The 23281-nt window shown below is 73.0% G+C and carries 13 protein-coding genes; 3 read left to right on the forward strand and 10 right to left on the reverse strand.

Going from position 1 to position 23281, the window contains the following annotated elements:
* Positions 1 to 244: 244 nt before the first annotated feature.
* Both C2L59_RS35100 and C2L59_RS35105 read right to left on the reverse strand, forming a co-directional pair.
* Entirely contained in the window at positions 245 to 2401 is a 2157-nt protein-coding gene (locus C2L59_RS35100) for a DUF6049 family protein (RefSeq protein ID WP_103353842.1), read from the reverse strand.
* A complete protein-coding gene (locus C2L59_RS35105) occupies positions 2398 to 2952 on the reverse strand; it encodes an NUDIX hydrolase (RefSeq protein WP_199199408.1) in 555 nt (184 codons plus the stop codon). The genes C2L59_RS35100 and C2L59_RS35105 overlap by 4 nt, the downstream gene beginning before the upstream one ends.
* Before the next feature lie 101 nt (positions 2953 to 3053).
* Between C2L59_RS35105 and C2L59_RS35110 the strand changes: the two genes are divergently transcribed.
* The 3 genes from C2L59_RS35110 to C2L59_RS35120 are packed head-to-tail and all read left to right on the forward strand — an operon-like array spanning position 3054 to position 6665.
* Positions 3054 to 4490: a CCA tRNA nucleotidyltransferase gene (locus C2L59_RS35110; RefSeq protein ID WP_103353844.1), complete on the forward strand. Its 1437-nt coding sequence runs from the start codon at positions 3054 to 3056 to the stop codon at positions 4488 to 4490.
* Between the two features lie 3 nt (positions 4491 to 4493).
* Entirely contained in the window at positions 4494 to 5801 is a 1308-nt protein-coding gene (locus tag C2L59_RS35115) for a sensor histidine kinase (protein WP_103353845.1), read from the forward strand.
* Between the two features lie 12 nt (positions 5802 to 5813).
* A complete protein-coding gene (locus C2L59_RS35120) occupies positions 5814 to 6665 on the forward strand; it encodes a class I SAM-dependent methyltransferase (protein ID WP_103353846.1) in 852 nt (283 codons plus the stop codon).
* Here C2L59_RS35120 and C2L59_RS35125 read toward each other — a convergent pair.
* The 8 genes from C2L59_RS35125 to C2L59_RS35175 all read right to left on the reverse strand — a co-directional run bounded on the left by C2L59_RS35125 (position 6652) and on the right by C2L59_RS35175 (position 23173).
* The gene (locus C2L59_RS35125) at positions 6652 to 8559 is read right to left on the reverse strand and encodes a TNT domain-containing protein (protein WP_103353847.1); all 1908 of its coding nucleotides are present in this window, start codon (positions 8557 to 8559) and stop codon (positions 6652 to 6654) included. The genes C2L59_RS35120 and C2L59_RS35125 overlap by 14 nt on opposite strands.
* Positions 8560 to 8594: 35 nt before the next feature.
* Complete coding sequence (locus C2L59_RS49470) at positions 8595 to 11486, reverse strand: ADP-ribosylglycohydrolase family protein (RefSeq protein ID WP_233223849.1); 2892 nt, start codon at positions 11484 to 11486, stop codon at positions 8595 to 8597.
* Between the two features lie 16 nt (positions 11487 to 11502).
* Positions 11503 to 13746 (reverse strand): ADP-ribosylglycohydrolase family protein, encoded by a 2244-nt coding sequence (locus C2L59_RS35135; protein ID WP_103353848.1) that lies wholly within the window; start codon positions 13744 to 13746, stop codon positions 11503 to 11505.
* A complete protein-coding gene (locus C2L59_RS35140; RefSeq protein WP_103353849.1) occupies positions 13747 to 15093 on the reverse strand; it encodes a TNT domain-containing protein in 1347 nt (448 codons plus the stop codon).
* Between the two features lie 65 nt (positions 15094 to 15158).
* The gene (locus C2L59_RS35145) at positions 15159 to 15593 is read right to left on the reverse strand and encodes a hypothetical protein (RefSeq protein WP_103353850.1); all 435 of its coding nucleotides are present in this window, start codon (positions 15591 to 15593) and stop codon (positions 15159 to 15161) included.
* Entirely contained in the window at positions 15594 to 22292 is a 6699-nt protein-coding gene (locus tag C2L59_RS50490) for a toxin glutamine deamidase domain-containing protein (protein WP_370444810.1), read from the reverse strand.
* A gap of 9 nt (positions 22293 to 22301) precedes the next feature.
* Complete coding sequence (locus tag C2L59_RS35170) at positions 22302 to 22625, reverse strand: WXG100 family type VII secretion target (RefSeq protein ID WP_103353854.1); 324 nt, start codon at positions 22623 to 22625, stop codon at positions 22302 to 22304.
* Positions 22625 to 23173 (reverse strand): YbaB/EbfC family nucleoid-associated protein, encoded by a 549-nt coding sequence (locus C2L59_RS35175; RefSeq protein ID WP_103353855.1) that lies wholly within the window; start codon positions 23171 to 23173, stop codon positions 22625 to 22627. Before C2L59_RS35175 ends, C2L59_RS35170 begins: the two co-directional genes overlap by 1 nt.
* Between the last annotated feature and the right edge of the window lie 108 nt (positions 23174 to 23281).

Consider the following 23281-nt stretch of genomic DNA (forward strand, 5'->3'; position numbering starts at 1 on the left):
CGGTGGCGGCTGCTGCGGCGGCGGCTGGCGGCGGCCCGGCTGCGACGCGCGCGGGGGCCCGTCCCCTCGCTGCGGGGGCGGCGGGCCTTCGCGCCGAGGACGACCCGCACGCTCGGGTGGTAAGCCCGGCTCTCTCTCCAACGCGTGCCCAATCCTCGGTGCTCGTCTCCGGTGCCGCGGCCGGGTGCCGCGCACGTGCGGACCAAGGGTAATCGTGAACGGCTCGGAGCACGCGAAGGCCGAGCTATCCGTCGATGACGTCCCGCCCGGCGCGGGCCTCCTTCAGCCGTCGGTAGATGCGCCGGGAGGCGAGCAGAAGCAGGGCCACACCTGCGGCGACGGTCGCGATGATGGTGATCGCGCCGTACTCGGTGGACGTCAGTTCGAACCGCGCGGATGACCCGAGCGGGGTACCGGTGGGCGTGCTCAACGACACATCGACGCTGAACCGGCCGGCCCGCAGCGCCTCGACCGGGAGGAAGTAGTTCTTGCCGCCGCTGGCCGGGAAGTACCAGTCCTTGGCGTCCTCCGGGCGCAGGCCGGTGTTGTTGTTCAGGGTGAACCGGGCGTTGATGCCGACCGGCAGGTCGTTGCTCACGTACACCGGCAGCGGCGAGTTGCCGGACGCCAGCGCGATGGTCTGCTTCGGCTGCGAGACGGTCACCCGCCCGCTGATCGCCGCCAGCTCGGCCTGGGCGTTCGTGGTCGCCGCGTCCGCGGGCAGCCCGCGCCACGCCGTGGACGCACCACGCAGCTCGGCCAGCCGGACCGGCTCGACGACGTCGTCCGGTTTCACCCGTTTGGTGGGGTCGACCTGCATCGCGGACGCCAGCCCGGTGGCCTGAACGTTGAGCGTCGAAAGCGTCGCGACGACGCCCGCATCGACGCCGGCGGCCGGGTCCTGGCCGCTGTCGCCGACCGCGCCGGAGGCCGCCGGGTCGGTGGCGAGCAGCGACGACAGCCCGGTCGCGGTGACCAGGCCCGCGTCCAGGAAGTCGCCGACCTGCCGCAGGTAGGTGGTGAACTCCTCGGCCGAGGCGTCCCAGCGCCGCGGCGGCGCGACCAGCAGGTGGTTCGGCCGCTGCTGCCCGGCCGGCTGGCCCAGCCCGGCGCGGAAGGCGAGCGCGCCGAGCCCGTTCTGGCTGGCGACCGCCCGTTCGGTGGTGGCGGGCACGGTGACCGAGTCCGGCACGCTCGGCACGCCGGTCATCGCGGCGGAGATCAGCGAGTCGGTCGGCTGGACGCGGACGGTGCTGCCCTGCACGGTGACCCCGCCGCCGGCCGCGGCGGGCGCGAGCTTGCCCGCGTCCGCGAGCACGGTCCGCACGCCGGCCTCGGTGAGCGCGGTGAGCACCGACGCGCTGGGCGTGCCGTCCGGCCAGAGCACGCCGGCCTGCGGGGTGACGCCGGTCAGCTGCTGGATGGTCGCGGCCCCGGTGGCCGCGCGGGTGACCAGGCCGGCGTCGCCGGGGCGGATGCGGGTGAGCGCGTCGAGGTCGGCGTCGGCGAACGGCAGCGCCACCACGCAGCGGCTGCCGACCAGCGAGCGGACCGCCGCGAGCCACGCCTTCGCGGCGTCGACGCCCTTGCCGTCGACGTTGCCCGATTCCGTGTGGACGAGGTAGCCGCGGCTCATCGCGTCGACGGTGGCGAGCAGGTCCGGGTCGAGCGCGAAGCACATCGACTTCGCCAGGTCCGAGTTGGTCCGCGCGGCCGCCGTGGCCGCCGTGACCAGCGCGTTCAGCCGGCCGTCGGCGCTGATCTCGCCGGCCATCCGGTCGTCGGCCAGCACCAGCGGGCTGCCGTACGGCGACGCGTAAACGTGCGGGACGTTGCCGGTCAGCGGCCAGAGCAGGGTCATGCTCGGCGCGCCGGACCGGCTGCTGGCCTGCTTGCCCGGGCCGGCCAGCACCGGCATCAGCATGCTGACCGCGCCGAGCCGCGCGGGCCCGCCGAACTCCGGCGTGCCGTTCACGTTCACCAGCAGGGGGTAGACGCCGGGCCGGCTGAACCGCTCGGCCCGTGCCCCGGTCAGCGGGACGGTGATGTTCAGCGGGGCGCTCTGCCCCGGCTCCAGCGCCTCGGCGACCGGCGTGAAGTCGGTCAGCGGGGTGTCCTTGATGACCGCGCCGGCCAGCACGTCGCCGACCCCGCGTTCGGTCGTCGCCCGGTCGCCGACCTGCAGCCGCACCTGCGGCCGGTTGACCTTCCGGTCGCCGGTGTTGGTCACCGTGCCGGTGACGGTCAGCGTCGTCGCCGAGCTGGTGATCACGCGCGGGCCGAGCCCGGTCAGGTCGACGCGCAGGCGGGCACCCGCCTCCGCCTGGGCCACCGAGGCTCCGGCTAGGGCGGGGACGGCCAGGAAGAGGACGGAAAGGAACGCTGCGGCGAACCGCTTCACTCGGGGGCTCCCTCAGGGGCGTGCTCGTCTCGTCCGTGGACGTCCGGGCGCGCGAAAAGTTCCTTGAACATCTGGCTGGCCTTCCGGACGAGCTTGCGCTCGTCGGAGTAGGCGAGTTTGGTCTCCAGCTCGGCCAGCGGGACCCAGGCCACCTCAGTGACCTCGACGTCTTCGTCGGACAGCTCGCCGCCGAGCGATTCGAGCAGGAAGTGGTGCACGGTCTTGTGGATGCGCCGCTTCTCGGCCACGAACCAGTAGTCGATGGTGCCCAGTGGCCGCAGGACGCGCGCGGAGATGCCGGTTTCCTCCTTCACCTCGCGCACCGCCGTCTGTTCCACCGTCTCACCGTCCTCGATGTGGCCCTTGGGCAGCGACCACAGCAGTCTGCCGTGCCGGTCGAGCCGGCCGATCAGCACCGCCTGTTCGCGCTCCGCGTCCACCACGAGGCCACCGGCCGACGTTTCGTCGACCGTGGTCAGGCGCCTGCCGCGTTGACGCCTCCGCCGCCTGCGCGGCTTCGAGGCGCCGGGGCGGCCGGCTGATCCAGACATGCTGCGATGCTAGAGCAAACGGTTGCCCCGGTAGGCTGGCTCTCCGTGTCCGTGTCCGGCGGTGCCTGCAGCTATCGCACCTGGAACGTAGTGGGATTTTCGTGAACGACGTGGTCGATGAGCAGGTGGTGGGGCTGATGGAGGTCTCTCCCCTGGCGGAGGAGCTGGCGGAAAGGTTCGCCAGGGCGGGGCACCGCCTGTACCTCGTGGGCGGCAGCGTCCGCGACGCGCTGCTCGGCCGGCAGTCCGGCGACCTCGACTTCACCACCGACGCGCGGCCGGACCGGGTCCTGAAGATCGTCAGCGGCTGGGGCGACGCGGTCTGGGACGTCGGGATCGCCTTCGGCACGGTCGGCGTGACGAAGAAGGGCATGCAGCTCGAGATCACGACGTTCCGCGCGGACAGCTACGACCGCGTCGGCCGCAATCCCGAGGTCACCTTCGGCGACAGCATCGAGGGCGACCTGCTGCGCCGCGACTTCACGGTCAACGCGATGGCCGTCGAGCTGGCGTCCAAGACGTTCATCGACCCGCACGACGGCCTGAGCGCCCTGAAAGAGCGGGTCCTGGACACGCCGGCGACGCCGCAGGAGTCGTTCGCCGACGACCCGCTGCGGATGCTGCGGGCCGCCCGGTTCGCCGCGCAGCTGGGCTTCGCCGCCGCGCCGCGGGTGGTCGACGCGATGACGTCGATGGCCGCGGAGATCGACCGGATCACCGCCGAGCGGGTGCAGGCCGAGCTGTCGAAGCTGCTGCTGGCCGACGACCCGCGCCCCGGCCTGGAGCTGCTGGTCGACACCGGGCTGGCCGACCGGGTGCTGCCGGAGGTGCCCGGGATGCGGCTGGCGATCGACGAGCACCACCAGCACAAGGACGTCTACCAGCACTCCCTCACCGTGCTGGCCCAGGCGATCGACCTGGAGAAGACGCACGAGCCGACGTCCGGGCCGGACCTGGTCCTGCGGCTCGCGGCGCTGCTGCACGACGTCGGCAAGCCGGCGACGCGGGAGTTCCAGCCGGGCGGTGGGGTGAGCTTCCACCACCACGAGGTGGTCGGCGCGCGGATGGCCCGCAAACGTTTGCGGGCGCTGAAGTTCTCGAAGGAGATCATCGACGACGTCTCCCAGCTCGTGTTCCTCCACCTGCGGTTCCACGGCTACGGCAAGGGCGAGTGGACGGACTCGGCGGTCCGCCGGTACGTGACCGACGCCGGGCCGCTGCTGGCCCGGCTGCACAAGCTGGTCCGCGCCGACTGCACGACCCGCAACCGCCGGAAGGCGGCCGCGCTGCAGGCGACCTACGACGACCTCGAGACCCGGATCGCCGCGCTCAAGGCCAAGGAGGACCTCGACCGCGTGCGGCCGGACCTCAACGGCGAGCAGATCATGGCGCTGCTCGGCCTCCAGCCGGGGCCGGACGTCGGCAAGGCGTGGAAGTTCCTCAAGGAGCTGCGCCTGGACCGCGGGCCGCTGGAGCACGACGAGGCCGTCGCCGAGCTGAAGAAGTGGGCCGCGGAAAACGGCGTCGGGGACGCGTGAGCCGTGGCGGGCGGGGGCAGCTTCCTGGTGGCGCTGCTGAGGCGCGGTGCCCCCGCGATCGCCGCCGCCACGAGTGAGCTGCCCGCCGAGATCGCCGACCCGGCGCCGATGCACGCGCTGCGGCGGATCTCCCGGATGTCCGGCCCGATCGACCCCACCGAGCGCGACGGCCTGCTGCTGCGCGCGACCCGGTACGTCGTGCTCATCCCCCTGGCGTACCGGCTGCTCGCGGTGCCGGGCCAGTTCGGCGTCTACGCCCTCCAGCACGGCGCGACCGGGCTGCTGCCGGTCGGGGTGTTCACGCTCCTGTCGGTGGCGCTGAACGTCATCGGCCTCCGCTGGATGTTCCGCTCGGCGCCGTTCCGCGGCCGCGACGCCGGGAAGCTGCTGGCCGTCGACCTGACCTTCACGGTGGTTTCGCCGCTGCTCATCGCGCTGACCGTGCCGAACCCGGCGTACTTCGACGCGCTGGCGGTCACCAGCGTCCACCTCTACGGCGAGGCCGGCCTGCTGACGCTCGCGCTGGGCCTGCCGAGCGGCGTGGTGTTCGGGCTGCTCGGCTTCCCGCTCCGGATGCTGGCGAACTGGTTCAACACCGGCGGGTTCCTGGTCCCGGCCGCCTTCTCGACGTACTCGATCCTGCTCGCGGAGCTGTTCCTGGCCACCGCCGCGCTGGTGCTGACCGGCCTCGGCACCCGGCTGGCGCTGGCCTACGGCACCCGCAACGGGCGGCTCGCCGAGCGCGCCCAGCAGCACCGGAGGCTGCACGACACCGTGCTGCAGACCCTGGAAGCGATGGCGCTGTCCGGGCCCGGCGACGCCGAAGAACGGCTGGTCGAGATCCAGCGGCTGGCCCGGGCCCAGGCGATGGAGATCCGGCAGACGATCGAGTCGGCGGCGTCCGAACGGGCCGAGGCCGGCGCGCGGCCGCTGGGCGAGAAGCTCGCCGCGCTCGCCGCCGAGATGGCCCGCGACGGCTTGCGTGCCCAGCTCGTGGTGGCCGAGCTGGACGACGACACGCTGTCGGAGGTCCGCCAGATCGCCATCCGCGACGCCGTCCGCGAGGCGATGCGGAACACGATGAAGCACTCCGGCACCGACCGGGTCGTGGTCCGCGTCGAGGAGCGCGACGGCGGCATCGCGGTGATCACCCGCGACCACGGCAGCGGCTTCAGCGCGGCCGACCACCCGGCCGGGTTCGGCATCAGCGAGTCCATCACCGCGCGGCTGGCCGAGGTCGGCGGGACGTCGCTGGTGGAGTCGGGACTCGCCGGGGGTGGCACGCGAGTGACGTTGTGGGTCCCGTTCTGATATTCCCTGAACATGACCTCGATCGAGCTGCTCGCCGACGCTCTCGCCGCCTACCGCTCCGGTGACCGCGACCAGGCCGCCGAACTCGCCGCCCACGCCGGGCTGGCCGGCTCCACGCTGGCCGACGAACTGCGGACCTACCTGACCGGCGACGGCTCGGCGCCGGTGTACGACCAGCCGAGCGCGTTCACGGCGTTCATCCGCGGCGGCGGCAACGTCGAGCTGTACCGGGCGCTGAGCGCCGAGCTGGCCGCCCGCTACGACGCCGGCAAACCGGAGTCGCTGCTCGACCTCGGCTGCGGTGACGGCCTCGCCGTGGTGCCCGCGCTGGAGCAGGCGTCGCACCTCCCGCCGCGGATCGACCTGGTCGAACCGTCGGCCGCGCTGCTCGAGGGCGTCCACGAGCGGGTGCCGTCGGCCCAGTGCTGGCAGTCGACGGCCCAGGACTTCCTGGCCCGCGACGACCTCGGCTGGGACTTCGTGCAGTCGACGTTCGCGCTGCAGTCCATCGAGCCGGAGCAGCGCGCCGAGGTGCTGCGGGCGCTGCAGCCGCGCACCGCGACGCTGGTGCTCGCCGAGTTCGACGTCCCCGAATTCGAGGAAGGCTCGCCGGAGCACCTCCGGTCGCTCGTCGAACGCTACGAGCGGGGCGTGGCCGAGTACGGCGAAGACGCCACCCTGGTCGCGCAGGGTTTCCTGCTGCCCGTGCTGCTCGGGATCGTCTCCGGGCAGCAGCGGACGAACTGGGAGCACCCGGCGCCGGTCTGGGCCGAGCAGCTCAAGACGGCGGGCTTCACCGAGGTCGACGTCACCCCGCTCGCCGACTACTGGTGGTCGCCCGCCGTCCTGATCACTGCCTGCTGAGCGAGCCCGTCTCGACGTGCTGGGCGAGCGGCCGGGGCAGCAGGTAGGCGACCGCGCCGCCCGGCATCCCGCCCCACGGCGCCGTCACGCCGGTCAGCACGCGGATAGCGCGCTGCACCCGGTAGAGCCGCTTCTCGCGTTCGCGTTCGAACGCCAGCGCCGTCTCGACGAACCGCGAGCCGTCCGCGTGCACCAGGTTGCCGGTCTCGTTGCCGTACCGGACGACCGTGGTGCCCGGAGGCAGCGTGAGCAGGCGCTTGCCGCGGTAGAAGTTCAACGGCGGTTCGCCGCGCATCGGCAGGATCGGCCAGTCGGCGGGCTGGTCGGACTCCTCCGCCGGCCGCGGCGGCAGCATCAGCAGGGCGCCGAGGAGGAACCGGGCGGCGTCGCCGAGCGAGCCGAACGCCACCGGCTCGTCCGACGGCGGCCGTGAAACCTCCCAGCCGTTCTCGGCGCGGCGCAGCGTCCAGACGCCTTCGGCCGGCACCTCGTGCGCGCCGATCCGGTAGGCCGCCGCCGGGACGCCGTGCTCGGCGAGCCGCTGCTGGAGCAGCTCCAGCGTCTCCGCGCCCTTCAGGTTCCGCACCTGCTCGCCGCGGGCGACGCGGGTGAGCGCGCGCTCGTCCGGCAGGTCGGCGGCCGTCTGCGGCGGCCGCGGCTGCCCGAGGACCTCCGCCTCCGCCGTCGCGCGGACGAGCTCCCCGACGAACGGCGGCCGGAATCCGGCCGCGCGCGCGTGCTCGACCAGCTCCGGCTCCGGCGGCACCCCGTACTTGCGCAGGTAGTGCGGCACGGCGGCGGGCCAGATCCAGGTGCCGTCGGTGTGGAAGGCGTTCGGCACGTCCGGCTTCGCGCCCGGGCCGCCGAAGAGGTCCGGCAGCGGCGCCGGCCGGTGCAGCGCCACCGGCGCCCGGAACAGGTAGTCGAGCAGGCCGCGGACCTGGTCCGGCGGCACCGGCGGCCGGTTGACCACCGGCCGTTCGCCTTCGGCGTGCGAGTCGGCGATCCGTGCGTGCCGGAACACGACGTCCAGCGGTAGCCCGGCCTTCGCGGTCAGCCACGCCGGCATGTGCTTCGACGTCCGCGGGTAGGTCGCCAGCTCCAGCTCGTAGGCCGCGGTCGACGGGCGGCCGCCGTCGTTGGGCGGCACCCGCCAGTCCGGCTCGCGGTCGGCGTCGAAGTCGAAGTCGAACTGCGATTCGGCGTCGAGCGTGAAGGTGCCCTGGAACCAGGTGCCGGCCTCGGCCTGGAACATCGCTGCCCGCAGCCGCGCGAAGAGCCCGCCGAGCCGGGGCACCGCGGGCAGCGACACCGACACCGGGCCGTCCTCGTCGCCGACCGCGCGGACCTCGATCTCCGCGTAGTCCCCGACCTGCCGGAACTGGGCGCCGACCCGGGCCCAGCCGCCGGGCACGGTGTGTAGCAGCGTCCGGCCGATGGCGCGCAGCAGCGCGTTCTGGTCGCCGGTGCCCGGCTGCGGCCGCGCCTCGGGTGCCTCGGTGAAGTCCAGCCGCGTCTGCCACAGCGCCGTGACCTGCTTGGCCGGCACGGTGACCGAGAAGTCGGTCAGGCCCAGCTGCGCCGCGCGGGCGGCGTCGTCGCGGACCCAGCGCAGGGTCAGCTCCGGCCGGTCGCCCGGCGCGACCTCGAACACCTCGCCGTCGTACTCGGCGAAGGTGCGCAGTGTGAACGTCGACGGCACTTCGCTCGCCGGCACCACCCGCGCCGGCCGCCCGTCGTGCTCCTTGTCGAACCCCTCGGGCGCCTCTTCCTCCGGCAGCACGGACAGCAGCACGGTGCCGTCGGTGGTCGACCGCTGCGCGCGGAAGGTCCCCTCACCCCACGTCGCGTACAGGCCGTCCGGGCGTTCGGCCACCTCAACCCGGTAACGCACGTTTGTCCTCCCCGTCCCCAGTCATCCCCGAAAACCTAGTCGACCGGGTACCGCGCGAACCACCGGTCGTCGCCCGGCGCGTCCGGGCCGAACTCGGTGAGCGCGTCGTCCGCCAGCCCGACGATCACGTCGTGGAGTTCCAGCTGGTCGAGCCAGCTTTTCCGCAGTGCTTCCGCGCCGTACATCGCGCCGACGAGGTTGCCGCAGACCGAGCCGGTCGAGTCGCTGTCGCCGCTGTGGTTGACCGCCGCGAGCAACGCCGAATCCGGGTCCGTGGTGGTCAGGGCGACGTACACCGACATCGACAACGCCGTCTCGCCGACGTTGCCCTGCCCGAGCCGCTCCAGCTTCTCCGGCGTCGGCGGGCCGTCCATCGCCAAGGCCGCGTCGAGCGCCGCGCTCTGCTCTTCGTGCCCCGGGTGCTTCACGAGCTCGGCCCGCGCGGTCGCGACCGCGGCGGGCAGCGGCTTCCCGTGCAGCAGCTCGTGGACGAGCACCGCGAAGCAGCCCGACGACAGGTACCCGCTCGGGTGGCCGTGGGTCAGTGCCGCGCTCTCGGCCCCGAGCCGGAACACCTCGGCGAGGTCGTCCGACCACAGGGCGATCGGCGCCGCGCGCATCACGCCGCCGCAGCCCTTCGAGTTGTTCACCGGCCGCTCGATGGTGCCCCGGACGCCGGAGCGGCCGTACGCTTCGAGCTCGCCGAAGCAGGTCAGGCCGGGGGCACGCCGGCTGAACAGCTCCTGGTGGGTGATCAGCCAGCCGTCCGGCGCCTCGACCGGCGACTGCGGTCCGCGTGCCCGGTCCCACGTGACGCCCTGGGTGTGCAGCCAGCGCTGGTAGGCCAGCTGCAGCGAGTGGACGACGTCGGCCGAACCCGTCCGGCGCTGCTGGGCGTGCGCCCGGATCAGCGCTTCGAGCGTGAACAGCGTCATCTGCGTGTCGTCGGTGATCCGGCCGACGCCGCCGTACGCGGGGATGAAGTCGGTGATGCCGGCCGGCCCGGCGATTTCGCGGATCCGGTCGATGGAGTCGAACTCGGTCTTCGCGCCCAGCGCGTCGCCGATCGCCCCGGCCAGCAGGCTGCCGCGCAGTCGCGATCGCAAGTCGGGTCCCTCCGGTCGCGGGGTGAACCGGCCGCTCGGGTACCGGCGCTCCCAGCGCGCGTGTTCGGCGGCTTCCGTCTGGAGGCCGTTGCGGTTGAAGTACCAGAAGACGTCGCTGGCGACGTCGTCGAGCAGGCCGAGGTCGGGCAGCGCGGCCACCCAAGCGGCGGGCAGGCCGGGCACGCCGAGCCGCGCGCCCACCATGGCCCCGGCCAGCGCTCCGGCGACCGGGCCGGACCGGGCGGCGAGCGTGATCGCCGCTTCCGGGTCGTACCCGCGCTTGGCCACGGCGAACAGCGCGCGGCCGAGCACCGACCGCACGCCCCGGCCGTCGCCGATGCTCTCCAGCTGGGCGACGTCGTCGGCGTCGCGGTCCTCGCGCAGCGCCAGCGTCGACGCGGCCAGGTCGCCGCCCACCTCCCGCAGGCGGACGTGCACCGGCAACGCGAACGTGTCCCGGGTCAGCAGGGCCTGGAACAGCGAAACCAGCAGCTCGACGCCTTCGGTGACCTCGGCGCCGGCCCCGCTGCCGCTCAGTTCCCGGGCGACGTCCTTCGCGTACCGCTCGCCGTCGACGTCGGCCAGGGCGACCGCGCCGGCCGGTGTCGCGGCCAACGCCGTGGCCAGCAGCGCGGAGAACTCGGCGGGCGCCGGGCCCGCGTGCCGCGTGGCGACGGCGAGCCAGCCGGCCGGGTCCGGCTCGGGCAGGGTCGCCGGGACCTCACCGGTCGGCACCGGGGGCAGCCCGCGCAGCACGGCGTCGGTGTGGAACAGCAGGTGCCTGGTCAGGCCGCCCATCGGCAGCGGGCCGGTGGCGCCGCCGCCCAGCGCGTCCCCGATCGCGAAGCCGACGTACGCGCCGACGATCCGGTGCCACGCGAAGCGCCCGGCGAGCGTGCCGAAGGCGGAGAACTTCCCGAACGTCCACGGCACCGGCCGCGGCCGCGCGTCCTCGTCCACGTGCGCGATCAGGCCGTTCGCCGCCAGGTCGACGGGCCACTCGGGCGCCTGGCCCGCCCGGCGCCGGACGCCGTTGCGGTACTGCCAGGCGAACCCGCGCAGGTACCGGAGGCACTCGGCGGGCGTCAGCTCGAAGTGGTGGTCGCGGGCGTGGTCGACGGCGTACCGCAGGTGCCGTTCCAGCAGGTCCGGCGGCTCGACGCCGAACTCGGCGACCAGCCCGGGCAGCGCCTCGGTGACCTCGGGCCCGGCCTCCGGCGCGAGCTCTTCGACCCGGGCGCGGGGCTCGGGCGCACCGCCGCGGGCCTCGGTCAGCTCGGCCGCGGTCAGGCTGCGCACCAGTCCGGTGCCGGGGTCGAGGGTCAGCCCGGACGACGGCAGCTCCCGGACGGTCACCCGCCACCGGTGCGGGTACCGCCCGGGCACCTTCGCCGACGAGCTGTAGGCGATGACCTCCCGCCCGCCGGTGGCCGGCACCGGCCGCAGCAGCGGCTCGCCGGCTGTGACATTGCTGGGGGGCCGACCCCCCGAACCGGCTTCGCCGGTGCTCAGGAGGGGCACGAACACTTCGCAGTCCAGCAGCGCCCGGGCGAAGTCGGCGCGGCTGATCCAATGCACGCTCAGGTAGTTCAGCAGCTTTTCGGCGTCGGTCGTGGGCACCGGGAACCCGCGCCACACCGGGCCGGGCGTGTACTGCTCGTTGCTTCGGCGCGGGCCGGTCGGCTCCCCGAACAGCGTGTACTGCGTCCAGCCGCGGATGGCGCGCACCGGGATGCCGAGGTCGGGAAACGCCTTCTCGTCGAACTCCGGGTCGACGTCGGGGCGCCACTCGACGAAGCCGCCGTCTTCCGCTTCTGCCATTCTCCCCATCCTCGCGCTAGTGCCGCGGGTAGCGCTCGATCCACTGGTCGCCGAGGGCGCTCAACGCCGAATGCCGGTCGAAGTGCCAGTAGGCGTCCGAAGCGACGTTCTCGACCAGGTACCGCAGCTCCAGCTGGTCGACCCACTTCTGCGGCAGCCCGGGGATCCCGGTCCGCGCGCCGAGCAGGGCGCCGGCGATCGCGCCGGTGAGGGCGCTGCGGCCGGAGTGGTTGACGGCGCGCAGCAGCGCCTGCTCCGGGTAGTTCTCGAAGCCCGACAACGCGGCGAAGGCGCGTCCCAGCACCGACAGCGTCGTCTTGCCGTCGCCGATCAGCTCGGGCATCCGCAGGTCGGGCAGCCCGTGCTCGCCGAAGAACGGCACCGACTCGGCGACCATGTCCTTGATCGCCGTCCACTCCGGGCCCTGCTGGAACTGGTTGTCCGGGTTGAGCACCTCGCGGCTGGTGTTCCAGACCGGGAAGCTGAACGGGTCCTTGGTCAGCGCGTGCTCGAACAGCCAGGTCAGGTAGGTCGTGGCGGCCAGGTCGGTCTCGTCCGGGTGCGTCACGCCGGCCAGCTCGCGCGCGGCCTGCCGCGCGCCGCCGCTGAACCCGCTGCCGGGCCCGGCCATGGTCAGCGCGGCGGGCAGCGCCGGGATCAGCGCGGCCGGGCCGGTCATCGGCGGCGCGCCCGCAGCCCCGGTGGCGAGCTGGTGGTAGGCGTTGAGCTCGGCGTCGTCGGCGTCCCGCCGGGCGTGCAGGTCCGGGACCTGCACGAGCCAGCCGTCCACGGCGTCCATCGGCGCGCCCTGGGTGCGCAGCCAGCGCTGCAGCGCCCCGCGGACGACGTCGGGGAAGAGCTGCTCGGCTTCGCGGGATTCCGGCTGCTCGCGGTGCGGGCTGCGGATCGCGGCCTCGGTGTAGAACAGCAGCCGCTGCGTCAGCGAGCCGATCCGGCCGGGCTGGTCGAACGCCGGGACCAGGTCGGTGACGCCTTCGATGCCGTATTTCGCGTGGATGTCGTGCAGCATCATCCGGTCGACGGCCGCGCCGAGGGCCTCGCCGAGCGCGAAGCCGACGTACGCGCCCGTGACGCGCTGCCAGCCGTAGCGGAAGCCGTCGAGGTCCCGCTCGAAGTACTTGCCGAACGTGTCGAGCCGCGGCACCGGGCGGCCGGCGTTGTCGTACGCCGGGGCCAGGCCGTTCGCGCGCAGGTCGTTGGGCTTGCTGCGCGGCGGCTCCGGCATCTTCAGCCGCTTCAGCCACGACTCGCCGAGCACGGTCTTCGCGCACTCCTCGGCGGTCAGCTCGAAGCCGCGGCGGCGGGCCTTCTCGGCCGCCACCAGCGGCGGCTTCACCGGCTCGGGCAGGCCCATCCGGGACGCCGTTTCGGTGGCGACCCGGTTCAGGTCCTCCTCCGCCTCCGGGCAGCGGCCGTGCACGTCGATGCGGGGTTCGTGGCGCGGGAACCGCTTGACGATCTCGGCGAGCTCGCCGCTGGAGACGTCCTCGATGGTCGTCGGGCCGCCGTTGATCACCAGGTTCGGCGGGTGCTCGAACTCCGCGAGCGTGGCGACGTCGACCTTCCACCAACCGTGCTCGCGCGAGGGCAGGTGCCGGGTCGAGCTGAACACCTTGAGCTCGTTGCGCTCCTCGGCGAAGTAGAACCGGTCGGTCTTGCCGGTCTCCAGGTCGAGCGGGACGAACACCTCGCACCGGATCAGGCCGATGAGCAGCAGCTCCCGGGTCAGCCAGCCGACGCTGCCGAACGACAGCAGCGTCTCGAGGGTGTTCTCCGGCTTCGGGTAGCCGCGGCGGATCGGGCCCGCCTTGTACTCGGGGTTCTCCCGCTCTTCGCCGGTCTGGTTGCCCTCGGCGTCGACCTTCACCCAGCCCGCGACGGCCTGCAGCGGCACGCCCAGCTCGCCGAGCCCGGCCTTCACGTACTCGGGGTCGACGACCTCGCGCCAGTTCTCCTGGCCGGGGAACGCCACCGGCACCGACAGGCCGCCGGGGTGCGGGTGCGCCTGGCGCAGCTCGCCGTCCGGCTCGCGGACGACGACCGACGGCGGCGGGAAGATCTCCTTCTCCGGCCGGCCCTCGTCGAGGAACGCGATGGTGTTGTAGGGCACCGACCAGCCCTCGGGGATGCGCAGCACCTTCTCGGTGTCCACCCGCAAGCCCGCGGGACCGGAGACGTCCGGGCCGTGCACCGCGCGCAGCCACTGGCCGACCTTGGCAATCGCTTCCGCCGCTTCCACCTACTCGATCCTCTCCAGGCTTCCGTCGGACTCGTGCTCGGCGATCGTCTTCGGCAGCACGAAGGCCACCGCACCACCCGGCAGGTTCGCCCACGGAACCGTGATGCCGGTGATCACGTGCAGCGGGCGTCTCAGCCGGTAGCTCCGCCGCACCCGTTCGCGTTCGAGCGGCAGCGACGTCGTGGCGAACCGTACCTCGCCGTGGTGAACGAGATTGCCGGGTTCCTCGCCGAAGCGCAGAACGACCGTACCCGCCACCAGCCTGGTGGTGCGCTTGTTGCGGAGCAGGGTGAGGGGAGGCTCACCCGGAGCCGGGTGCACCGGCCAGTCGTCGAGTTCCTTGGCGGTTTCCAGGGGTGTTTCGTGCCCGGCGGTCATCCGGGCGGGGTGCAGCAGCAACGCGCCGAGCAGCTGCTGGGCGGCGTCCTCGAGGCGGCCGAAGTACCGCGGTTCGCGGGCGGCGCCGCCGGCGTACGCGGCCACCTCCCAGCCGTCGGGCGTGTAGTTCAGGCACCACGCGCCGTCCGCGCGTTCACCGACCCGGTACGCCTCGGGCCAGACACCGTGCTCGCCGAGCCGCTGGACCAGCACGATCAGCAGTTCTTCGTCACCGAGCTTCGGATCGGGCGTCGTCTCCAGCTCAGCGGCGACGTCCCCCGCGGTCTTCTTCACGTCGGCGCGGCCCGGCTTCGGCCGCGGCTGCCCCAGCAGGTCCGCCTCCGCGGTCCGGCGGACCAGCGGCTCGACGTACGGCGGCTGGAAGTGGTGCCGGCGGATGTGCGCGACGAGGTCCGGCTCGGGTGGCACGTCGTGCTTCGCGAGCAGGAGCGGGACCGCGTCGGACCAGATCCACGTGCCGTCGGTGTGGAACCGCTCGTCGCCGTCGTCGTGGACGACGGCTTCGCGCTCGAGGTACTGCAGCACGAGCGGCACCTCGGTGTCGGTGAGCGGCGGCCGATCGACGTCCGGGCCGCCGACCTCGGCGACCCGGAACACCACGCCCAGCGGGAGCTGCGCGCGCAGCCGCCACCAGTCCGGGATGTGCTCGTCGGCGCGCGGGAACGCGGCGAGCTCGGCCGGGTAGGCGGCCGGCTCCGGGGCGTCCGTCCACACGGGATCGTCGTCGAGCGCGAAGTCGAAGTCGAAGGCGCCGTCGGGGGTGAGCGTGAACCGCGCCTGCAGCCAGGTCCCGCGGCCTTCGGCGTACATGCCGGCGCGCAGCTCGGTGAAGAGGCCGGTCAGCTCGTCCGGCGTCGCCGTGTTGTGGCCGCTGATCTCGGAGTGCGTGCCGACCTGCCGGAAGTCGACGACGGCGGGCACGGCGGCGTCGGCCCGGTGCTCGCGCACGAGCTTTCCCAGCCGTACCAGAAGGGTCCGCTGTCCTTCGGGCGAAAGCCGATGTTCCACGTGAATCATTGCGGGATCACCGAGGTGAAGGTGAAGGCCGGGGCTTCGCCGGCGGCGCGGCGGGCGAACTCGTCCTCCCACATCTTGAAGGTGCGCCGGTAGATCGAGTCGATCAGGGCGCGCTCCTCCTTGGAGATCTTGCGGTGCTCCTCTTCGGTCGCGGCCCAGATCGCGTCGATGGTCTGGTACAGCGCGAAGATCGGCCCGTCACCGCGGAGGTAGTTGTGCCGCTCCTCCTCGGTCCGGCGCACGAACCGTTCGCGGTCGAGGCTGCGGACGTCCGGGCCGTGGTCGAAGAGCACGTCCATGACGTGCTCCGGTTTTTCCTCGAAGTCCCCGGTCTTCCAGTTCAGGATGCGACCGGTCAGCCCGCCGTCCGGCGTGCTTTCGACCACGTACGTGTGGTTGTAGTACTCGAAGTAGGACGGCGTCTGGACCATCTAGAGACTCCCCTGCAGCGCGTCCCAGAACAGCTCTCGTTCGCGCTTGATCAGCCCGTCGATCAGGGCTTGTTCGTCGTCGGTGTGCGGTCGGTCTTCGGCCTTCTTGAGTGCCTTGAGGTCGCGGCGGACCTCGTACAGCGAGTGCTCGTACGCCGAGACATCGTCCAGCGCCTTCAGGTGCAGGCGCAGTTCCGCGACGTGCCCGTCGATGCGGACGCTCATCTGCAGATCGCGGTAACCCGCTGGAGCGGGGTTGGCGAAGCGGTCGTCGAAGGCGACGATCTCCAGGTCGGGGTGCTCCGCGATCAGCGCCAAGGCGGCGTAGGCGTCGTGCACGCGGTCGAACTGGATCATCGCGCCCGCGAGGTCGACCAGCCGCGACGCGTCGCCGTCGTAGTTGGTGTTGATCTTGTCCATCGCCCGGCCTTCGGACTTCGGCCCGGGGCGGAACCCGGCGTGGCCGCCGGTTTCCTCGGCCAGCGGCGGCAGGATTTCCTTCAGCTTGAGGTCGACCCCGGCCGCCTCCCGGTAGCGCTCGGCCAGGTACTCCCGCGTGTAAGCCTCGTCCCCGAGCTTGCTCGGGTCGAACGGGGCCTGTTTGCGGGACGCGTTCGGCTGTTCCGCCGCCTGGTCGGCCACCTCCCGCGAGGTCTCCGCCTGGTCCGGGGTGAGCGGCGTCGGCTCCGCGTGCGGGCCCACCGGTTCGGCGTCCGGTTCCGGGTGGTGCACCTCGTGCACGGCGTCGGCCAGGATCGGGATGGCTTCGTCGTGCACCAGCAGGCTGGCGATCGTTTCGGGTTTGCGCAGCAGCGACCGCGTCAGGAACTCGTTGGCCGGGTCGTGGAGCAGGTCGACCAGCTCGGGGTGCTCCGCCAGCCGCGTCCGGACGAACTCGCCGACCGGGCCGAGGTTCTGCGGGTTGCCCTCGTGGTCCTTGACGACGAGGTCGGTGGTGGCGCCGGCGAGCGCCTCGGCGACCCGCGGCTGGGCCAGTAGCTCGTCGAGCCGGGACTGCGGGGCGTGGCCGTAGCCGCCGTGCGTCTCGCCCGGGGAGTGCTCGGGCTGGACGTGCACCTCCTCCGGCGTGCCGACGTGCATCAGCTTGATGCCCTTCGGCGGCTGCGGCAGGTGCATCAGGTCGCCGGACTGCGGGTCGACGAACGCGACGCCGTCGCGGGTGTGCACGACCATCGCGACGTGCCCGTGGACGACGCCGTTCGGGCCCTCGTACTTCACCGCGACCACGGCGTGGTGGTCGAGCGGCTTGTCCCGCATCTCGCGGATGACGTCGTCGTAGCTGCCGCGCTCGGAGAACGTCTCGCCGAACCGGCCTTCGAGGTGTTCGAGCGTGCCGCGGGTGCCCATCTCGTGGAACGGGATCGGCTCGGCCGTCATGTCGCCACCGCGGAGGCGGTCCAGGTACGCCTCGGGCCCGCGGGTGCAGTTGGACAGGTACCCGTTCTCCAGCGCGCCCGGCTGGTGGAAGCCCGGGTTGACGTCACGCAGGTGCGGGTGCCGGTCCTGGACGTAGGCCGCGCGCTCGGCCGGCGTCGCCGTGTCGGCGTGGATGGCCGGTTCGGACGGCGGGTTCGTCGCGCGCGCCAGCGTCGAGTAGTCCGGCTGCGGCTCGGGGACCACGGCGGGTTCCGGGCCGTCGAGGACGTCGCTGACCGGCTGGTGCTCGTGGTGCGGCGCCGGCGCCGGCGCCGGCGCCGGCTCGGCCTCGCCGAAGCCGCCGAGGCGTTCCATCAGCGCGGCCTGGCGGCGCCGTTCGAACTCGGCCGCGTTGTGCTCGTTCTCGGCCCGCCGCTCGGCCATCTTCTGCTGCGCGGCCTCGGGGTCGAGGTAGCGCGGGTGGCCGGGGCCGATCTCCTCGGCCTCGATCACCCACTTGCGACGGCCCTCGGGCGTGATCTCCAGCCGGCGTTCGTGCACCAGCAGCTGCGTCCCGGGCGGCGAGAGCGACTCGCGCTCGGACGGGTTTTCGGCGAGCTTCGAGATGTCGCGGAGGTTGTCCGACCGGACGTGCAGCTCGACGTCGTCGCCGAACTTGCTGGTGGCGAACTCGCCGGTCTTGATGGACGCGCTGGAGAACGCGGGCTCGACGACGACCGCGCCCGGCTCGTACGGCCCGGCGACGAGCTCGGCCAGCCGCGGATCGCCCCCGACGTCGAAGGCGCGGACGCTCTCGCCGGACGTGCGCGGAACCTGGTTGAGGCCGTCGGTGATGGCGCGCGCGTTCGCCTGCGCGAGGTCGAAGCCGGGGTGGCCGGGGCCGCGGCGCAGGGCCTCGTTGACGTCGTAGGCGTACTCGCCGCGGGTGTAGCCGTGCACCGCGACGGCACCCTCGTCGGTGAGCGGCAACCCGGCGGCGTCCCGGCGGGCCAGCGCGCGGTCGTGGACCTGCTGGTAGATGCCCTCGTCACCGACCGCGCGCCGGATGCTCTCGTGGTCGGCCGGGGTGCCGCGGTGGTCGCCGTCGAAGAGGTAACCCTCGTCGTGCGGCAGCCGCCCGGGCGTGGGGCTCAGCCGGTCGGCGATCGTTTCGTGCGGGCCGAGCGGCAGCTCCCGGATCCCGGCGGCGTCGTGCGGCAGCTCGGCGAGCCGCCCGCTGACGGGATCGGCGAACAGGACACCGTGCTCGGTGTGCACGGCGGCGACCAGCCGTTCGGCACCCCCGTGTTCGAAGGCGACGGCGGACCGCGCACCGACGGGCCGTTCGCCGAGGTCGTGAGCAACGTCGTCGAAGCTCCCGCGGCCGCGCCACGGCCCATCGAGCCGCTCACCCCGCGCCGGCCCGGCGACGACGTCCTCGCCGTTCATCCGCCGGTCGAAGGCGGCCATCGATTCGGCGGCGTTGGTCCGGAAGCCGTGTTCGCCCGGGCTGTAGTGGTTGCGGGTGTTGACGGCAGCGAGCTCGGGAACGGCGTCGCGCACGAGCCGGGCGTGCTGCTGCGGCGTCTCGACGGACCCGGCGTGCAGCACGGGCGTCCCACCGGGCCGAAGCGGCTCGGCGAGCTGCGCCCACCCACCCTCGGGAGCCCCGGTGGCCAGCGGCCGCCGAACGGGCGGGGGCGGCGCACTCGGGTCGTCGAAGGCGGTCAGCTTCGACATGTCACCGCTGGGCCGAAGGTGCGGGTGGTCAGCGTAGAACTGCTCGAGTTCGGCGTCGGCCTCGCGCTGGAACCGGTCCTCGTCGGCGCGCTCGTCGGCCCGCCGTTGTTCGATGGCCTGCCGGGCTTCGGCCTCGCCGAGATGCCGCGGATGCCCGGGGGTGACCTCCTCGGCGTGCACGACCCACTGCGGCTCGCCGGGCCGCCGGTTCGGGTTGTCCGGGTGCCCGGGGCCCTTTTCGATCCCGGTGATTTCGAACTGCGTCCCGGCCTTGAAGAGCACCTCGCGTTCGTGCCCGATGCTCGCCATGGCTTCGACGTCCCGGCCGGTCCGGGACTGGATCCGCATCTCGACCTCACCGGGGAAGGAGCTGCGCGGATGGCCCGCGTCGACCTTCGACGAGCTGAGGAAGGAGGGCTCGGTGATGTGCGCACCCTGGTGGAACCGGTCGAGGAAGGCCTGAAGCCGCGCAGGATCCCCCTGGAAATCAACCCGCCGCGAAACGGTCCCGACATGCGCCGGAAGCTCGTTCAGCCCGGAGACAAGAGCCCCAGCCTGCGGCGCGAGGTCGACGAGTTCGGGACCACCCATCCGCAGAGCCCGGTTGAGCGGACCGACCATTTCGTACCGCGTGTAGGCGTGCACGGCGAGCGCGCCGGCATCGGAAACGCCGGGGTGGAACTGGTCCCGCTTGGCGAGCGCTTCGCGGCGAACCTGTTCGTGACGCCACTCGCCGGACTCGGAGCTGTGCCGCCCGGAGTCCATGAAGGTCTCCTCGATCCGCCGGATCCCGACGGGGTCATCGGAGTGGAACCGCTCGTCGGTGAGGTAGGGCTCGGCGGGGTGCTGTGCCGTGGGGTGGTCATGGGCGGGCGCGTGGTCGGCGGGCGGTTGTTCGTGGGCCGGCGTGTGGTCGGCGGGGTGCTCCGCCGCCGGTTGCCCGGGCGCGGGCATTGGCTGGCCAGAAGGAGGTTCGTGGGCCGGGGCGTGTTCCCCCGCGGGCGCGGCCGGTTCGGCGACGGGCGTGCGCTGTCCTGTCGGCTGCTCGCGCACGGGCCGCTCGAACGCCTGAGGCGGCCGCGGCGGCTCGAAGGGCCCCCGCGGAAGGTGCTCGACCGGCGGCCCGAACCGCGGCGGCGGAACCGTCGGAGGCCCGAAGCGCGGATCATGCGGCGGCATCCCCGTCCGCCCACCGGGCGGCATCGGCGGCCGCCCACCCGGGTGAGGCCCGGGCCCCTGCGGCCCCCGCGGCTGAGCCGGATACCCACCCGGACGCTGCCCCCCACCCGACGGCGGCACCCGCCGCGGATCCAGCCCACCTTGAGGAGGCTGCCCCCCACGTTGATGAGGCTGCCCACCCTGGAACGGCCCACCCTGCGGCGCGCCTTGCTGGTGTTGCCCGCCCTGGAACGGTTGCGCTCCCGGGTGAGCGGGCGGTGGCCCGGCCTGGTGAGGCTGCCCGCCGGGCTGAGCCGGTGGCTGGCTGCCCGGGTGGGGCTGTCCGCCGGGATGCGCCGGTGGCTGGCCGCCTTGGAACGGTCGCGTGGGCGGTTGCCCGGCCTGGTGAGGTTGCTGTGGCTGGCCGCCCGGGAACGGTTGCGTCCCCGGATGAGCCGGCGATTGCCCACGTGGACCGGGCTGGACCGGTGGCCGGCCGCCTTGGAATGGTTGTGCGCCTGGGTGACCTTGGGGTTGCCCGCTCCGGAATGGTTGCGTGCCCGGGTGAACCGGCGGCTGGCCGCCTTGATGCGGGCGCCCACCTGGCTGGACCGGCGGCTGGCCGCCTTGATGCGGGCGCCCACCTGGCTGGACCGGCGGCTGCCCACCCGGCCGAGCCGGCAGCTGACCGCCCTGCCACAACTGGCGCGGATCCGGCGACGGGACCCGCCGCGGCTGCTCCGGCGGCATCGGGCGGCCCGGACCACCGCCGCCGGCGTTCGGCGTTCCGCCCGATGGCGGCGGTGGCGTGAACCCGCCTCCGGGCGGGGGCGATGCCTGCTGCGGAGACGGACCATTCTGGAACGTCCCCGCATCCGCCGCGAACGGCTGGCTCGGGCCGCCCGTGAAGCCGGCCGCTCCGACGTTGTCCTGCGGACGTCCGCCGCCGCTTTGTCGTCCTGGCTCCGGGGGTGGGGCCATGCCGTAGCCGCCCTGCGACGGTCCTGCCGCCTGCTGCTGTGGGGACTCCGCCGCCGCGCGGGGTGGCTCCGGCTGCTGGGCGATCGGACGTTCCGGCTGCTCCCGGCGGATCTCCGGTTCAGACGCTGCCCGTGCTTCCGGCGAAGGTGACGCCTCGCCGCGCGGATCCACCGCCGGTCGCGGCGCTACAGGCTCGTGCCGAGGTTGTTCACTTCGCGCTCCAGGCTGCGGGCGCGGCTCTTCGCCCCGCGATCCAGGCTCGGAAGATGCCTCGTGCCGCGACTCCTCAGTCGGCTGCCGAGGCTCTTCCCCCCGGGACTCCGGCTCCGAACGCGACTCAGCCTCAGCAGAATCCCGCCGCGACTCAGACCCCGAAGACCCCGAAGACCCCGAAGACTCCGAAGACCCCGAAGACCCCGAAGACCCCGACCCCGGCTCAGCCTCCGAAGAAGAAGCGGAAGCCCCAGCTTCCCGCGGAATGCCCGCCTCATGAACCGCGTGCAGCTGCTCCTTCGCACCCCCGACAGCTCCACCGACAGCCCCGCTCGACGCCCCCATCAGCAGCTGCTCCGGCGTCAACGACCCCAAATCCCCGGTCACCGCCGCCTGGCCGACCGTCTGCGCAACCCCCTCCACAGCCCCACGCGCCCCAGCCCGCATCGCCGCGTCCGCGATCTGGCCCCCCGCGCTGTGCGACAGCCCCTCGGTCGCCCCACGCCCAATCGACCCCGAAGCCGCCCCGACAACGCCTCCGACCGCGCCCGAGATTGCCGCGTCCGAAGTCTTCGACCAGTCCCAGCTCTGGCGATCGCCCTTCGCCATCTGGAGGCCCTGGATGCCCGCGTCCATGCCGAGGTTGATCGCCTCGTTCTTGAGGACCTCCATGCCGATCTTCTTGAGGCCCTGCTTGAGCAGCTTCTCCAGCAGCTCCTTCGCGACCTGCTTGAACCCCTGCTGCGCCAGCTTCTCGAGCAGCTGCCGGAACAGCATCTGCACCGTCATCCGGGTCGCGATCTGGGCCGGCGCGATCCCCGCCGTCGAGCCGCCGAACGTCACCGCCGCCGCCGCGATCATCGCCGCTATCTGGGCCGCCAAGATGATCAAGGAAATGATGATCATGTACTTCGTGTACTCGACGTCCAGTGCCGTCTGGTCGCACGAGTCCCCGAGCGCCTGGGCCGCGTCGGCCAGCTGCTTGAAGTACGCCTCGTCGCCCTCGACGAACTTCTTCCACTGCTCCGCGAACGCGTCGGCGCCGTCGCCCGTCCAGTGGTCGCGGATGCCGGACGCCGCCTGAGTGCCCGTCTCCGACACCGGCCCGATCGCCGCCGACGCCGTGTGCCACGCGTCGCGCAGCGCTCGCAGCTTCGTCTCGTCGCCCTCGGGCCAGCTCTCCCCGACCACGATCGGCAGCAGCCACTTGACCGCGTCGGGCATCTCCATCCCCACGCGTTACTGCCCCTTGCCCAGCTGCGACGTCACGTCTTCGTCGGCGCCCGTGAGGGCCTTCATCGACTTGGCGACGTTCTGCTGCATCCCCCGCAAGCCCTGCACGAGGTTGGTGAACCCGTCGACGGCGCCCTGCGCGCCCGGCACGTAGTCCTTGGCGAACTCCTTGCCGGAGTCGTCGCCGCCCCAGCACTCGCCCTGCGCGGCGAGGGCCGACTGCAGCGCCTTCGCCGCGTTCTCGAGCCCGTCGGCCGCCGTGACCAGGCCATTCGACGCGCGCAGCACCGCGTCCGGCTCCGCCGTGAAGCCGGAACCCCCGTCCGGCATCAGTCGCCCCTCGTCATCCAGGAAGACGGCGGCTCCTCGTCCTCGTCACGAGGCGGGCGGACGCGCTTGGGCGCGGGCTTGGGCGCCGGCACCGGCGCCTGCTCGTTGCGCAGGATCGACCCGCCGTCCTCGAACGACTCGGGCCGCGGCGCCGGAGACTGCTCGGCGAACTCTTCGAACGACTCGAACGACGGGATCGGCGGCACGAGCCCGGCCAGCGACGGCGCGCCCTCGACCAGGTCGGCGAGGTCGGGCAGGCCCTCGGTGATCGGCGCCATCAGGTCCGCGATCTTCCCCTTGACCTGCAGCGATCCCTGGCGCACCAGCGTCTGGACGGTGTTCGCGAGCTGCGCGGGGGTCGTGCGCTCGAAGGTGTTCGGCGCGAATTCGAGCTTCGCGAGGCTGCCACCGGCGTCGATGGTCGCGCGGACCAGGCCATCGGGGGAACTCACCTGGGCCGTCGTCTCGGCCGCCGCGGCCTGGGCGTCACGCAGCTGCGCCGTCTGCCGCTCGAAGTTTTCCAGGAGGGTGGCCATCTGGTCCTTCATCGCGGCATTACGTGCTTCGAGCCGTGCACGGTCGTCGCCCGCGGTGGTCACAGGTGCCCCCGGTGTCCCTCGAACCTACTAATGACTGCCCGTCACCCTAATGCCAAT

Source organism: Amycolatopsis sp. CA-128772 (assembly GCF_002904295.1).
GTDB lineage: Bacteria > Actinomycetota > Actinomycetes > Mycobacteriales > Pseudonocardiaceae > Amycolatopsis.